This is a genomic window from Streptomyces sp. NPDC060035, from assembly GCF_042736635.1.
Taxonomy (GTDB): Bacteria; Actinomycetota; Actinomycetes; order Streptomycetales; family Streptomycetaceae; genus Streptomyces.
The window spans coordinates 70,151-84,406 of sequence record NZ_JBHWVO010000021.1 but is presented as its reverse complement, the minus strand read 5'-3'; the positions used below and the strand labels follow the sequence as shown (position 1 = coordinate 84,406).

At 69.8% G+C, this 14,256-nt stretch carries 12 protein-coding genes and 2 pseudogenes; 4 read left to right on the top strand and 10 right to left on the bottom strand.

The window, feature by feature from the left end; genetic code table 11:
* Positions 1–15 precede the first annotated feature (15 nt).
* From ACFWBQ_RS28400 to ACFWBQ_RS28385, 4 genes are read right to left on the bottom strand one after another with little or no spacing between them, the layout of a single operon-like run.
* Positions 16–1,392 carry an NADH-quinone oxidoreductase subunit D gene (locus ACFWBQ_RS28400; RefSeq protein WP_385501466.1) on the bottom strand — a complete coding sequence of 459 codons (1,377 nt, stop codon included), beginning with the start codon at positions 1,390–1,392 and terminating at the stop codon, positions 16–18.
* Positions 1,392–2,108 carry an NADH-quinone oxidoreductase subunit C gene (locus tag ACFWBQ_RS28395; RefSeq protein ID WP_385501461.1) on the bottom strand — a complete coding sequence of 239 codons (717 nt, stop codon included), beginning with the start codon at positions 2,106–2,108 and terminating at the stop codon, positions 1,392–1,394. Before ACFWBQ_RS28395 ends, ACFWBQ_RS28400 begins: the two co-directional genes overlap by 1 nt.
* Entirely contained in the window at positions 2,105–2,659 is a 555-nt protein-coding gene (locus tag ACFWBQ_RS28390) for an NADH-quinone oxidoreductase subunit B family protein (RefSeq protein ID WP_145804190.1), read from the bottom strand. Before ACFWBQ_RS28390 ends, ACFWBQ_RS28395 begins: the two co-directional genes overlap by 4 nt.
* An 18-nt stretch (positions 2,660–2,677) precedes the next feature.
* The gene (locus ACFWBQ_RS28385) at positions 2,678–3,037 is read right to left on the bottom strand and encodes an NADH-quinone oxidoreductase subunit A (RefSeq protein ID WP_003992243.1); all 360 of its coding nucleotides are present in this window, start codon (positions 3,035–3,037) and stop codon (positions 2,678–2,680) included.
* A gap of 881 nt (positions 3,038–3,918) precedes the next feature.
* On the opposite strand from ACFWBQ_RS28385, the gene ACFWBQ_RS28380 reads away from it, so the two are divergent.
* Positions 3,919–4,728: a C40 family peptidase gene (locus ACFWBQ_RS28380; RefSeq protein WP_385501446.1), complete on the top strand. Its 810-nt coding sequence runs from the start codon at positions 3,919–3,921 to the stop codon at positions 4,726–4,728.
* A 115-nt stretch (positions 4,729–4,843) separates the two neighbouring features.
* Here ACFWBQ_RS28380 and mptB read toward each other — a convergent pair whose 3' ends face one another.
* Entirely contained in the window at positions 4,844–6,319 is a 1,476-nt protein-coding gene (mptB, locus tag ACFWBQ_RS28375) for a polyprenol phosphomannose-dependent alpha 1,6 mannosyltransferase MptB (RefSeq protein ID WP_385501438.1), read from the bottom strand.
* Positions 6,320–6,385: 66 nt separating this feature from the next.
* Entirely contained in the window at positions 6,386–7,672 is a 1,287-nt protein-coding gene (locus ACFWBQ_RS28370; RefSeq protein ID WP_385501431.1) for a geranylgeranyl reductase family protein, read from the bottom strand.
* Positions 7,673–7,771: 99 nt separating this feature from the next.
* Between ACFWBQ_RS28370 and ACFWBQ_RS28365 the strand changes: the two are divergent.
* A pseudogene (locus ACFWBQ_RS28365) lies at positions 7,772–8,325 on the top strand (GNAT family N-acetyltransferase).
* A gap of 56 nt (positions 8,326–8,381) precedes the next feature.
* Here ACFWBQ_RS28365 and ACFWBQ_RS28360 read toward each other — a convergent pair.
* On the bottom strand, positions 8,382–9,074 hold the full coding sequence (locus ACFWBQ_RS28360) for a demethylmenaquinone methyltransferase (protein WP_385501426.1): 693 nt from the start codon (positions 9,072–9,074) through the stop codon (positions 8,382–8,384).
* Between the two features lie 124 nt (positions 9,075–9,198).
* On the opposite strand from ACFWBQ_RS28360, the pseudogene ACFWBQ_RS28355 reads away from it, so the two are divergent.
* Together ACFWBQ_RS28355 and ACFWBQ_RS28350 are read left to right on the top strand one after the other, a co-directional pair.
* Positions 9,199–9,708, top strand: a pseudogene (locus ACFWBQ_RS28355) (SigE family RNA polymerase sigma factor); the annotation flags it as partial.
* Positions 9,709–9,894: 186 nt separating this feature from the next.
* Positions 9,895–10,461, top strand: a complete 567-nt coding sequence (locus tag ACFWBQ_RS28350) for a DUF3152 domain-containing protein (RefSeq protein WP_385501600.1) — start codon at positions 9,895–9,897, stop codon at positions 10,459–10,461.
* 27 nt (positions 10,462–10,488) lie between these two features.
* On the opposite strand, the gene ACFWBQ_RS28345 is transcribed toward ACFWBQ_RS28350, so the two are convergent.
* The 3 genes from ACFWBQ_RS28345 to ACFWBQ_RS28335 all read right to left on the bottom strand — a co-directional run bounded on the left by ACFWBQ_RS28345 (position 10,489) and on the right by ACFWBQ_RS28335 (position 14,122).
* Positions 10,489–11,121 carry a hypothetical protein gene (locus ACFWBQ_RS28345; protein ID WP_385501424.1) on the bottom strand — a complete coding sequence of 211 codons (633 nt, stop codon included), beginning with the start codon at positions 11,119–11,121 and terminating at the stop codon, positions 10,489–10,491.
* 7 nt (positions 11,122–11,128) lie between these two features.
* Positions 11,129–12,328 carry a cyclic dehypoxanthinyl futalosine synthase gene (gene mqnC / locus ACFWBQ_RS28340; RefSeq protein WP_385501419.1) on the bottom strand — a complete coding sequence of 400 codons (1,200 nt, stop codon included), beginning with the start codon at positions 12,326–12,328 and terminating at the stop codon, positions 11,129–11,131.
* 72 nt (positions 12,329–12,400) lie between these two features.
* Complete coding sequence (locus ACFWBQ_RS28335) at positions 12,401–14,122, bottom strand: serine/threonine-protein kinase (RefSeq protein WP_385501415.1); 1,722 nt, start codon at positions 14,120–14,122, stop codon at positions 12,401–12,403.
* Positions 14,123–14,256 lie beyond the last annotated feature (134 nt).

Here is a 14,256-nt window from a genome sequence, read left to right as displayed (position 1 = left end):
CTTGGTTGGATGCGGTCACCGGTCGACGCCTCCCATCACGGGGTCGATGGACGCGACAGCGACGATGACGTCGGCGACCTGGCCGCCCTCGCACATCGCCGCCATGGCCTGCAGGTTGGTGAAGGACGGGTCGCGGAAGTGGACCCGGTAGGGGCGGGTGCCGCCGTCCGAGACGACATGCACGCCGAGCTCGCCCTTGGGGGACTCTATGGCGGTGTAGGTCTGTCCGGCCGGGACCCGGAAGCCCTCGGTCACCAGCTTGAAGTGGTGGATCAGGGCCTCCATGGAGGTGCCCATGATCTTCTTGATGTGGTCGAGCGAGTTGCCGAGTCCGTCGGGTCCGAGCGCGAGCTGCGCGGGCCAGGCGATCTTCTTGTCGGCAACCATGACCGGGCCCGGCTCCAGCCGGTCCAGGCACTGCTCGACGATCCTGAGCGACTGCCGCATCTCCTCCAGGCGGATGAGGAAGCGGCCGTAGGCGTCGCAGGTGTCCGTGGTGGGCACGTCGAACTCGTAGTTCTCGTAGCCGCAGTACGGGTCGGTCTTGCGCAGGTCGTGCGGGAGTCCGGCGGACCTCAGGACCGGGCCGGTGGCGCCGAGCGCCATGCAGCCGGTCAGGTCGAGGTAGCCGACATCCTGCATACGGGCCTTGAAGATGGGGTTGCCGGTCGCGAGCTTGTCGTACTCCGGCAGGTTCTTCTTCATGGTCTTGATGAAGGCGCGGATCTGGTCGACCGCGCCCGGGGGCAGGTCCTGCGCCAGGCCGCCGGGCCGGATGAACGCGTGGTTCATCCGGAGGCCGGTGATCAGCTCGAAGAGATCGAGAACGAGTTCACGATCACGGAAGCCGTAGATCATGATCGTCGTGGCGCCGAGTTCCATGCCGCCGGTGGCGATGCACACCAGGTGCGAGGAGATCCGGTTGAGCTCCATCAGGAGCACGCGCAGGACGGTGGCCCGGTCGGGGATCTGGTCCTCGATACCGAGGAGCTTCTCGGTCCCGAGGCAGTACGCCGCCTCGTTGAAGAACGGGGTCAGGTAGTCCATGCGCGTGACGAAGGTGGTGCCCTGTGTCCAGTTCCGGAATTCGAGGTTCTTCTCGATGCCGGTGTGGAGATAGCCGATGCCGCAGCGGGCCTCTTTGACGGTCTCGCCGTCGATCTCCAGGATCAGCCGCAGCACGCCGTGCGTGGACGGGTGCTGGGGGCCCATGTTGACGATGATGCGTTCGTCGTCCGCCTTGGCCGCGGACTCGACGACCTCGTCCCAGTCGCCGCCGGTGACTGTATATACAGTCCCCTCGGTCGTGGCACGGGCATCCGAAAGGTGCGTCCCGGAGGGACCCGATGAGGGGTGGTGGCCGGGCGACGGGTGGGAATGGGGAGTGGTCATCAGCTGTACGACCTCCGCTGGTCCGGAGCCGGGATCTGGGCGCCCTTGTACTCGACGGCGATGCCGCCGAGCGGATAGTCCTTGCGCTGCGGGAAGCCCTGCCAGTCGTCCGGCATCATGATCCGGGTCAGGGCGGGGTGCCCGTCGAAGATCAGCCCGAAGAAGTCGTAGGTCTCGCGCTCGTGCCAGTCGTTGGTCGGGTAGACCGCGACGAGGGACGGGACATGCGGATCACTGTCCGGGGCGGACACCTCCAGGCGGATCAGCCGCCCGTGGGTGAGCGACCTCAGGTGGTAGACCGCGTGCAGCTCGCGGCCCTTGTCCCCGAGGAAGTGCACGCCGCTGACGCCCGTACAGAGCTCGAACCGCAGGGCGGGATCGTCGCGCAGGGTGCGGGCCACGGTGAGCAGATGCTCGCGTGCGATGTGGAAGGTGAGTTCGTCCCTGTCGACGACCGTCTTCTCGATGGCGTTGACGGGCAGCAGGTCCTGTTCCTCCAGGGCACCTTCCAGCTCGTCGGCCACTTCGTCGAACCAGCCGCCGTAGGGGCGGGGCGAGGCGCCCGGCAGGGTCACGGTGCGGACGAGTCCGCCGTAGCCCGAGGTGTCGCCGCCGTTGTTGGCCCCGAACATGCCCTTGCGTACGCCGATGACCTCGCCGGTGTCGTCGCGCGGGGCGGGCACCTGGCCGCTGTTCGTGTTCTTGTCGTCGCTCACCGCAGCAGCCCCTTCATCTCGATGAGGGGGAGTGCCTTGAGGGCCGCCTCCTCCGCCTCGCGGGCGGCCTCCTCCGCGTTGACCCCGAGCTTGGTGCCCTGGATCTTCTGGTGGAGCTTGAGGATGGCGTCGATCAGCATCTCGGGACGTGGCGGGCATCCCGGCAAATAGATATCGACCGGGACAATATGATCAACACCTTGCACAATGGCGTAATTATTGAACATTCCACCCGATGACGCACAAACCCCCATGGAGATGACCCACTTGGGGCTCGGCATCTGGTCGTAGACCTGCCTCAGGACGGGCGCCATCTTCTGGCTGACCCGCCCCGCGACGATCATCAGATCCGCCTGCCGCGGCGATCCGCGGAAGACCTCCATCCCGAAACGGGCCAGGTCGTACCGCCCGGCTCCGGTCGTCATCATCTCGATGGCGCAGCAGGCGAGGCCGAAGGTGGCAGGGAAGACGGACGACTTCCGTACCCAGCCGGCGGCCTGCTCGACAGTGGTCAGCACAAAGCCGCTTGGCAGCTTCTCTTCGAGTCCCATGGTGTGCCCCTCAGCCCCTCAGTCCCATTCCAGGCCGCCCCGGCGCCACACATACGCGTAGGCGACGAAGACGGTGAGCACGAAGAGCAGCATCTCCACGAGCCCGAAGATCCCCAGGGCGTCGAAGGTGACCGCCCAGGGATAGAGGAAGACGATCTCGATGTCGAAGACGATGAACAGCATCGCCGTCAGGTAGTACTTGATCGGGAAACGGCCGCCTCCGGCTGGAGTGGGGGTGGGTTCGATACCGCACTCGTACGCTTCCAGCTTTGCTCGGTTGTACCGCTTTGGCCCGATAAGCGTGGCCATGACCACGGAGAAGATCGCAAAGCCTGCCCCGAGGGCGCCGAGCACGAGGATGGGCGCGTAGGCATTCACGCTCCTCGCTCCTTCCAGTCGTCCTTGACCGTTGGACCGCATCGGGCGGACGGCTCGCCACCTCACCAAGATCGTGCACATGTGAGGCAGTTCACAAGCCCGACTGCCCCGCATCCTATGCCTGCCGTCCTGTGATCTGCGACACGGGGTACGTCACCGTCTTTGTGATCTCCACCACCCGACGAACGATCATGAAGTCGGATGAGCGGTGATCTTCGTACGCGAAGCGGCCGAGTAGCTACGAGACGTGACATCCGGTGGCGTTACCGCTGGTCAAAGGCGCGCGGCTCTATCAATCGACAGCCACTACAAGCAAATTGGCGATGGACGCTCTGCCGGTGATATAGCGATCGGCCCCACGGGGCAGCCACCCGGCAGCCACCCGGACGTGGGGCCCGGGGTACCGATGTGGACAATGCGCACGCATTCACGAACTTCCGGACGCACGGCCTTCGGACAGCAGTCGGACCACCGACGGGACACCCGGCCGGACACCAAAGGTGTGCCGACCGGTCCCCGGACAACCGGACATGACTCACCAATAGGTCATGGGGCCGGGACGGGCCGGCCTGCTGCGCCCCCCACTCGGGACGCGGTCGCGCGGTTGCCTCTCACGCGAGAGTCATGCTGTGACCTGCATCACTCCACCAACGCTTCAACAAAAGCGGGCTTGGCCATCGGTGTGAACGGATGGTAAGCGACGGGCAATTCGGGCGTATTGCTGAAACTCCGTGATCACGGCCGTATTCACGGGTGCCCGGTTTGCCCGTTACGGCGTCAATAAAGGCCCCGAATAAGCGGATTCACAGATTCCGAACGTAACTGTGTCGCAACACACGTTTCTTGATGGGACCCCTACAGCCCTGATAGCGCTAGTACCCATGTCCCACACCGCTCACATACCCAGCCACCGGAAGCCCCGCCAAAGAGCCTCCAAGACGGCGCTGCGCGCCGGAGTTGCCGGTGGCGTCCTCAGCACCATCGCGGTCGCAGGCGCCGCCGGCCCGGCCCAGGCCGAGCCGGTGACCCAGACCATCGAGATGCCCACGATCACCGCCGGGCTCTCCACCACCGTCGCCGCGTCCGCTCAGGCCACGCAGCAGGTCGCCCTCGACCTCGAGACGCAGGCCGACGAGGACGCCGCAGCGGCCACCGCGGCCAAGACCGCCAAGAAGGCCAAGGCCGAGGCAGTCCGCAAGGCAGAGGCCAAGAAGAAGGCCGAGGCGGCCGCCAAGGCCAAGGCGGAGGCCGCCGAGCGTGCCTCCCGTACCGCCGAGCGCACCACGCTCAGCGCCTCCTCGGGCTCCTCCTCGCCTTCGTACTCGTCGAACGCCACAGGCTCCGCAGCGTCCGTCATCGCGTTCGCGCAGTCGCAGGTCGGCGACGCGTACGTCTCCGGCGGCACCGGCCCCAACTCGTGGGACTGCTCCGGCCTCGTCCAGGCCGCCTTCCGCACGGTGGGTGTCGACCTGCCGCGCGTCTCCCAGAGCCAGTCGACGGCCGGCACCCAGGTCTCGCTCGACAACCTGCAGCCGGGCGACATCCTGTACTGGGGCAGCGCGGGCAGCGCGTACCACGTCGGGATCTACGTGGGCGGCGGCCAGTTCGTCGGTGCGCAGAACTCCAGCACCGGTGTGGTGCAGAAGTCCCTGGACTACGACCCGCCGTCGGGCGCGGTCCGCGTTCTCTGATTCACAAGCTCCGGCAGGCGCCGGACACCTGAGTACGGCTGCGGGCCGTCACTCCCCGCTCGGGAGTGGCGGCCCGTCCGTGTGAAGCGGTGCGCTCGGCGTGAAGCGGTGCCCGTCAGTGTGAAGCGGTCCGCATGTCCGCCTCCGCCCCGGCGTCCTTCGGCCTGCGCTGCTCCGGCACGCGGGGCAGCTCCCGCGTGGCCGCCTCGCGGCGCAGGAGCAGCACCGCGGCCACGCAGGTGAGACCCGCCAGCACGAAGCCGTACACCGGGGTCGAGCCGGAAGGCTGCGTCTCGTACACGAGTGCCGCCGACAGCACGGTCACCACCTTCCGGGCCCGGCCCTCGCACGCGGTGGCGGCAAGCACCGCCGTACCCCACAGCAGGTACCACGGCTGCACCATCGGGGAGAGGGCCACCAGGGCGACCAGCGCGATCCCCAGGGCGTGGACCGGCTGCGTACGGCCGGCCGCGGAGCGCCACGCGAGGCCGGCGATCAGCACGAGGGCTACCAGCAGACCCAGGTACTGCACGGCGGACCTGACCGGGTCCGGATCGGTGCCGATGAGCAGCCGCAGCAGTTCGCCGAGCCCGAGGCCGAGGTCGCTGCTGACCGACAGTGCGGTGTGTATGCGCCCGGCGACGCCCTGGGTGCCCAGCCAGCCGAAGCCGGTGCCTCCGAGAAGCGTCACCAGCACCACGACCGCCCCGGCGACGAGTCCGGGCGCCAGCAGCCCCTTCGCGGCCCGGCGTACGAGGGAACCGGTCGCCGCCCTGCCCACGACGACGCCGACGAACAACAGCGCCACGGCCGCCGGGGACTTCACCATCATGGCGAGTCCGATGAGCACCGCGCCGGCGATCCACCTCCCGCGCAGGGCGAGTACCGCGCCCGCCAGCATGAGGCCGATCATCAGTCCGTCGTTGTGGATGCCGCCGACGACGTGCACGAGCAGCAGCGGGTTGAGCGCACCCAGCCAGAGGGCCGCACTCTCGCTGCGGCCGTGCTCCCGGGCGAGGTGCCGCAGGCCCCACACGATCAGCACGAGCGCGCCCAGGGCGATGATCCGCATTCCCAGCACGGCGGGAACGATCGTTCCGCCCGTGGCCCACGCCACGCCCCGCGCGAGGAGGAGGAAGAACGGTCCGTACGGTGCCGGGGTGTCGGTCCAGTGTCCGCCGACGCTCGCCGCCGCGTCGGCGCCGGGCCCGGCGGGGTCGAGTACCGACGGCCCGACGCTGTAGACGTCGTGGCCTTCGAGGACCATCGCGCCCTGGGCTATGTAGCTGTACACATCGGCGCTGTACAGCGGAGGGGCCAGTGCGAGCGGGACCGCCCACCAGACAAGGGTGAGGAGTGTGTCGCGGACGGATGCTCCGGCCCTGCCGTACAGCCACCAGGAGACGACGAGCAGCGTCAGGCCGCCGTACGCCAGCACGTAGCCCGCAGCGGTCACCGCGGGCCCGTGCGGGACCCACAGCCCCCACGGGTCATGGGCCGGCAGTGTGCCGACGGCCCAGCCGCCCAAGGCGGCGGCCGAAGACCCGGCCGCACCCAGCCGACGGTATCCGTCGGCGCTCCACTCCCCCATGGCCCGCATGGTCCGCAACCTACCTCAGGCCCACGAACTGCCACAGGGACGGAGTCGCACCCTGGTTCAGGCCTTCGGGGCGACCTTCGAGAGCCCGTTGATGATGCGGTCCATCGCGTCGCCGCCCGTCGGGTCGGTGAGGTTGGCGAGCATCTTCAGCGTGAACTTCATCAGGAGGGGGTGGGTCAGCCCCCGCTGGGTCGCGATCTTCATGATCTTCGGGTTGCCGATCAGCTTCACGAAGGCGCGGCCCATCGTGTAGTAACCGCCGTAGGTCTCTTTCAGCACCTTCGGGTAGTTGTTCAGGGCCAGTTCGCGCTGGGCGGGGGTCGCACGGGCGTGGGCCTGGACGATGACGTCCGCGGCGATCTGGCCCGACTCCATGGCGTACGCGATGCCCTCGCCGTTGAACGGGTTGATCATGCCTCCCGCGTCACCGACGAGCAGCAGGCCCTTGGTGTAGTGCGGCTGGCGGTTGAAGGCCATCGGGAGCGCGGCGCCACGGATCGGCATCGTCATGTTGTCCGGGGTGTAGCCCCAGTCCTCCGGCATGGAGGCGCACCACGCCTTGAGCACCTCGCGCCAGTCGAGCTCCTTGAAGGCGGAGGAGGAGTTGAGGATGCCGAGGCCGACGTTGGACGTGCCGTCGCCCATACCGAAGATCCAGCCGTAGCCGGGCAGCAGGCGGTCCTCGGCGCCGCGGCGGTCCCACAGCTCCAGCCAGGACTCCAGGTAGTCGTCGTCGTGGCGGGGCGAGGTGAAGTACGTACGGACCGCGACGCCCATCGGACGGTCCTCGCGGCGGTGCAGACCCATGGCGAGGGAGAGCCGGGTGGAGTTTCCGTCGGCGGCGACGACGAGCGGGGCGTGGAAGGTGACCGGGGTCTTCTCCTCGCCGACCTTGGCGGTCACGCCGGTGATGCGTCCGGTGCGCTCGTCGAGGACCGGCGCGCCGACGTTGCAGCGCTCATGCAGCCGCGCGCCCGCCTTCTGCGCCTGGCGGGCCAGCTGCTCGTCGAAGTCGTCGCGCTTGCGGACCAGTCCGTAGTCCGGGAACGAGGCGAGATCCGGCCAGTCCAGCTGGAGGCGGACGCCGCCGCCGATGATGCGCAGGCCCTTGTTGCGCATCCAGCCGGCCTCTTCGGAGATGTCGATCCCCATGGCCACGAGCTGCTTGGTGGCGCGCGGCGTGAGGCCGTCGCCACAGACCTTCTCCCTCGGGAACGCCGTCTTCTCCAGGAGGAGTACGTCGAGTCCGGCCTTGGCGAGGTAGTAGGCCGTCGTGGAGCCGGCTGGGCCCGCCCCGACGACGATCACGTCCGCGCTGTGTTCGGAGAGGGGCTGCTCGGTCACGGTCGGATCTCCCGAAGACTCGAAATCGCGTGCCGCGCGGCACAGGTCGCGTGCAGTCTATGGGTGCCTGCTGATCAACCTCCCGAAGGGCTCCCCCCGATGCCTCACATGCCTGACCCGACCCCGTCCGTACATCTGCGCGTCCCCACCGACGAGGATGCCCTGGCCTGGTACCGGGTGTTCGACGACCCCGAGGTGATGGAGTTCCACGGCGGCCGGTCGGCGGAGTACTCCGTGTACGAGGAGTTGACCGCCCTTCCCCAAGCTCTCAACTCCGTTCGAGCAGGGGAGGCCCCATTCGCAGGCACGACGCCGAGCTCGGCCACTGCCTGTGGACGGTGCTGGACGACGCCGGTGAGGTGCTCGGCTTCACGGGCGCCCAGCCGTGGCCGCACGAGTCGTTCGGCCCGGTGGGCGAGATCGAGATCGGCCGGCGGCTGGGCCGGGCCTCGTGGGGGCACGGCTACGCGACCGCCGCACGCACCACGCTGGAGCGGACAAGGGCTCTCGGCGTGCGGGAGGTCGTGGCGATGATCAATGCGCGGAACGCCCGCTCGGTGGCGGTGGCCGTACGTCTCGGTATGCGGCAGGCCGAGACGTACACCATCCCGGTGTCGAAGCAGGAGGCGTACTGCTTCCGGCTGGAGCTCTGAGCCCCCGCCGGGTCAGGCGCGGGCTCCGAAGGCGCGGGCCCCGAGCCCCCGCCGGGTCAGGCGCGCACACCCCGGTGCAGTGCCACCACACCACCCGTGAGGTTGCGCCAGGCGACCTTCGACCAGCCGGCCTTCTGCAGGAGGGCGGCGAGACCGGCCTGGTCGGGCCAGGCACGGATCGACTCGGCGAGATAGACGTACGCGTCCGGGTTGGTGCACACGGTGCGGGCGACCGGCGGCAGCGCCCGCATCAGGTACTCGCTGTAGACCCTGCGGAACGGCGCCCAGGTCGGCTGCGAGAACTCGCAGATCACGACCCGGCCGCCGGGCTTGGTCACCCGGTACAGCTCACGCAGCGCCTGGTCGGTGTCCTGGATGTTGCGCAGCCCGAAGGAGATCGTGACGGCGTCGAACGTCTCGTCCTTGAACGGGAGTTTCGTACCGTCTCCCGCGGTGAACGGCATCCACGGGTGACGCTCCTTACCGACCCGCAGCATCCCGATCGAGAAGTCGCAGGGCACCACGTACGCGCCCGCCTGCGCGAACGGCTGCGAGGAGGTGGCGGTTCCGGCGGCCAGGTCGAGGATCTTCTGCGCCGGACGCGCGTCCACCGCCTTCGCGACCTCCTTGCGCCAGAGCCTGGCCTGCCCGAGGGAGATCACGTCGTTGGTGAGGTCGTAGTTCGCCGCCACGTCGTCGAACATCGAGGCGACTTCGTGCGGCTGCTTGTCCAGGGATGCTCGGGTCACCCTCCCATTCAAGCAGCCCCGGTGCCGGCGTCTCACGGCGGCGTGAGCCGGTCTTCAACCTTTCGGGCCCGGCAGCGCTCAGTAACAGGGTGAGACCGCCGAGAACCGGAGAGGGAGGGGGCAGATGCCTACCGTCGACAGCCGGGATTTTGCCGGCTCCGCGAGCTTCGAGGAATTCGCCCGGGCGAGCCAGCGACGTCTGTACCGGACGGCCTATCTGCTCTGCGGTGACGCGGAGGGCGCCCGCGATCTGACCCAGACGACGCCGGCGAAGCTGTTCCAGCACTGGCGGCGGGCGAGCACGGCCCAGTACCCGGAGGCCTATGCGCGCACGGTGCTGACGCGTACGTATCTCGCGGAGCGCCGACGCCGGCTCCGCGATCTCCTCGCCCATACCCGGGTCGACGCGCCGGGTGCCTCCGTCGGTCCCGAGCTGACGGTGACACTGCTGGCCGCGCTGGCCGAACTCCCGCCGCGGGCACGGGCGATGGTCGTGCTGCGCTACTGGGAGGACCTGAGCGTCGAGTCCGTCGCCGACCTGCTGCGGTGCAGCGAGTCCACGGTCAGGAGCCAGTGCTCACGATCACTTGCGCGGCTGCGGGAGCAGTTGGGGCCGGCCCACCTCTACACCACCCTCTACCTGGACCCCCCGTGGCAGCAGTCCGCCCCGGCAGCTGCCGCCACCCCCCGTGAGCCGGCCGCAACCGCACCCGCCCCGGCCGATCCGGCGACGACACCCGCGGTATCGGCCGGCCCTGCGACAACGCCCCCTGCCTCGGACAGTCCCCGGGCCCCTGCTCCCCCTCCGCGCGACATTCCGGTGCCCGCCCGAGGGCCGGGCACGTTCGTCGCCTCGCGGACCGGGGGCGAGGCACAGGGCCGCGGACCGGTACGCCGGTACACGGTCGAAGTGGAGGACGGTGTCGAACTGGATCCGGACGACGCGGCCCGGGCCGTCTCCGAGATCCTGGGCGATCCGCGGGGCTGGACCGCCGACGCGGCGTACGGATTCCGGCTGGTCTCCTCCGGCACGGCGGACTTCACCGTACGGATCGCCACTCCCGGCACCACGGACCGGATCTGCCACGTGACCACTCCGAGCAGCAGGGGAAACGTGAACTGCCGTACCGGTCATACCGTCGTGGTGAACCTCAGGTTGTGGGTGCGCGGTTCACCGCAGTTCGACGGCCCCATCGAGGAGTACCGCGCGCTGATCATCAACCATGAAGTGGGGCACGAGATCGGCCGCGGCCACGAGTCGTGTCCCGGCCGGGGACAGCCGGCTCCTGCCATGATGCAGCAGATCAAGGGGCTCCTGGGCTGTGCGGCCAACGCGTGGCCGTACGACAGGCGGGGACGTTGTCTGGCGGGCCCGCCCGTCCCCTGAACCCCGCCGGCGGTGTCCGCTCGCGGCTCAGGAGCTGCGGAAGACCAGGCGCCCGCCGAGAACGGTCGCGACGCAGCTGCCCGTGCCCGCCGCTATCAGTCCCGCCACGTCCCGCACGTCGAAAACCGCCAGGTCTGCGGCGCCGCCGACGGCCGGCGGGCCGCCGAGTGCGTCCGCCGGCTCCTGTACCCCCGCGAGCGGATCGAGTGAGACGAGCCGGTTCGCATCCTCCTCGGCCGGCGGGTGGACGCGCAGTCCCGAGCGAGTCACGGCAGTGCGCACGGCGGGGCGGGTGAAGGTCCCGGCGACGGCGGTCGTGCCGTGCCGGAGCATCCGCTGCAGCCCGCGCCGGGCACTCGCGCCCCATCGGGCGTCGTCCGGCGCGAGCGCGGTGAGCGCCTCACCCGTCAGCGGCTCCGTGCCCAGCTCGTCCGCCTCGCGCGGGTCGGGGTGGTAGGCCGTCTCCAGCAGGGCCGTTGCCCCGACGTTCACCAGGCCCGGGGTGATGAGCCCGGACCAGCGCCGCACCCTGGCCTGCGGGAAGGCCGCGGTGACGTCCCCGTACCGGCCCACGGCGACGACGAAGCCGCCGTCCACGGCCACGGCGTCCACCCCTTCGGGGGCTCCGATGACCGCGTCGGCGGCGTGAATCGTCAGCATGGCGAAACTAGTTGGCGCTCAGCAGCTTCAGCTCGGGGTGCGCTGTGCCGCCCGCGATCGCCGTGGACGAGATGTGCGAGGCGACCCGCTCGTCGACCGGGTCGTTCGCCGGGTCGTCGTGGACGACGAGGTGCTCGTACGTCGTGGCGCGCTGCGCCGGCACCCGGCCCGCCTTGCGGATCAGGTCGATGATCTCCAGGCGGTTCGAGCGGTGCTTGGCGCCGGCCGAGGAGACGACGTTCTCCTCCAGCATGATCGAGCCGAGGTCGTCCGCGCCGTAGTGCAGCGACAGCTGGCCGACCTCCTTGCCGGTGGTCAGCCAGGAGCCCTGGATGTGGGCGACGTTGTCGAGGAAGAGCCGGGCGATGGCGATCATCCGCAGGTACTCGAAGAGCGTGGCCTGCGTCCTGCCCTTCAGCTTGTTGTTCTCCGGCTGGTACGTGTACGGGATGAAGGCGCGGAAGCCGCCCGTCCGGTCCTGTACGTCGCGGATCATCCGCAGGTGCTCGATGCGCTCGGCGTTGGTCTCGCCGGTGCCCATCAGCATGGTGGAGGTGGACTCGACACCGAGGCCGTGGGCGATCTCCATGATCTCCAGCCAGCGCTCGCCCGACTCCTTGAGCGGAGCGATCGCGTTGCGCGGCCGGGCCGGCAGCAGCTCGGCGCCGGCACCGGCGAAGGAGTCGAGGCCGGCGGCGTGGATCCGCTGGATGGCCTCCTTCGCGGAGACGTTGGAGATGCGCGCCATGTGCTCGATCTCGGAGGCGCCGAGCGAGTGGATGACCAGCTGCGGGAACGCCTTCTTGATCGCGGAGAAGTGTTCCTCGTAGTACTCGACGCCGTAGTCCGGGTGGTGACCGCCCTGGAACATGATCTGCGTACCGCCCAGCTCGACGGTCTCCGCGCAGCGGCGCAGGATGTCGTCGAGATCGCGGGACCAGCCCTTGGCGGTGTCCTTGGGCGCTGCGTAGAAGGCGCAGAACTTGCAGGCCGTGACACACACGTTGGTGTAGTTGATGTTGCGCTCGATGATGTACGTCGCGATGTGCTCCGTACCCGCGTAGCGACGGCGGCGTACGGCATCGGCTGCCACCCCCAGCGCGTGCAGCGGTGCCGACCGGTACAGGTCGAGCGCCTCCTCCGGGGAGATCCGCCCGCCTTCGGCGGCGCGGTCGAGGACGGGCTGAAGGTCGGCCTTCTCGGTCACCGGGCTGTCACCTTTCGGCGGTTTCTCTACGGATCCACGGACCGATCCAGCGTACGCCAGCCCCTGCCGCGGTCAGTCGTCGGACCGGGTGAGCGTGCCCTTCGGGGTGCCGGCGGCCTCCTCGTCGGAGCGATAGCCGAGCGTGCCGCCCGTGAGGGTGAAGACCAGATCGGCATCGTCGCCGGTGCACAGGACGCCGTCGGCGTTGTCCGGGTCGGTGCGTTCCCGGATCTTCACCTCCGTGGCCGTACCGGAGACGAGTCTGCCGATGCCCTTGCACACGACGGTCACGCCGATCGCATCGAGCCGGTACGAAAGGCGGACCACGTCCTCGCCCTTCCTCCCTTCGGTGAACACGGCGGTGAGCGTGCCGTGCGACACCCCGCTGCGTTCGGTGGTGGGGCCCTGCCAGGTGCCGGCGAACGCCTTGGGCAGCGTGCTCACCGAACTGCCGCCCGGAGCGGTCGGCTCCGGGGCGGTCGTCCCCGGGCTTTCCGAGTGGGTGGCGGCCGGGGGATGCGCGGCTCCGTCGCGGCGGTTGTCGTCGCCGCCGCCCTGCAGCAGGTCCTGGAGCATCCCCGTGCCGAGCGTCACGGCGGCGAGTGCTCCGGCCACGGCCAGCGCGACGGTGCAGCTCACCCGCCGCCCCCGGCGCGTCCCGGGCTGCGACTCGGCGCTCACGCCGACGGCGATGCGGCCGCCGGATCCGCGCTGCCCGGGAACGCCGGTCCCCTCACTGCCGCCCGTACCGGCCGAACTCTCCCTGCCGGCCCTGCCGTCGGACCCGCCGGTGGGCGGTGGCAGGGGCGGTGCGAGGGGCGGGCCGAACGTGCCGAGCGCCGCGCTCCCCAGTGACGCGTTGCTGAACGGCACCGGGCCCGACTGGACCGGGGCTTCCTGCGGCTCCAGGTCGAGCAGTGCCACCGCGGCCCGGCTGACCTCGCGTACCAGGGAGTTCGGCAGCCAGCCCGACGCCACCAGCGCGGCGGCCCCGCCCGGGGCGAGTCTGCGGGCCAGCTCCGCCGGGGCGAGCCGGTCCCGGGGGTTCTTCGCGAGACACCCGGCCACCAGCTCGCGCAGTTCGCCCTCCAGGTCGCCCAGTTCGGGTTCCTCGTGCACCACCTTGTAGAGGAGTACGGCGGAGGAGTCGCCCGCGAAGGGGGCGTTGCCCGTCGCCGCGTACGCGAGGACCGCACCGAGCGAGAAGACGTCGGCCGCGCCGGAGATGTCCAGGCCCCGGATCTGTTCCGGGGCCATGTAGCCGGGCGAGCCGACCGAGACCCCGGTGGAGGTGAGGGAGACGGTCGCGCCGAGGGCACGGGCGATGCCGAAGTCGATCAGCCGGGGGCCGTCGAGTGCCAGCAGGACGTTGGACGGTTTCACGTCCCGGTGGATGAGGCCGTGGGCGTGCACGGCGTCGAGCGCCTCGCCGAGACCGGCCCCCAGGGTCCGTACCGCGTACTCGGGCAGCGGGCCGTGCCGGGTGACCGCGTCCGACAGTGGCGGCCCGGCGACGTAACCGGTGGCCACCCAGGGCACGGGCGCGTCCGGGTCGGCGTCCAGGACGGGGGCTGTCCACTGCGCCCCGAGCCGCCGGGCGGCTTCGACCTCACGCCGGAATCTGGCACGGAACTGCTCGTCGAGGGCGAAGTGGGGGTGGACGACTTTGACCGCGACGGTACGTCCGCCCGCGCTGCGGCCCAGATAGACCCGGCCCATTCCGCCGGCCCCGAGCCGGCCGAGCAGCCGGTAGGCACCGATGGTGTGCGGTTCGCCGGCTTCCAGCGGCTGCATACGGTCTCCCCCTGTGGGCCTTTGGGACCTCCGACCGCAGCCTAGGGCGCACAGGTCACGCGGTCACTGAGAACCCTTCTGCCGATTTCGCCCCTAAGGGCACGAAGGGCGGTTTTCGCCACAGCGAAAGGCGC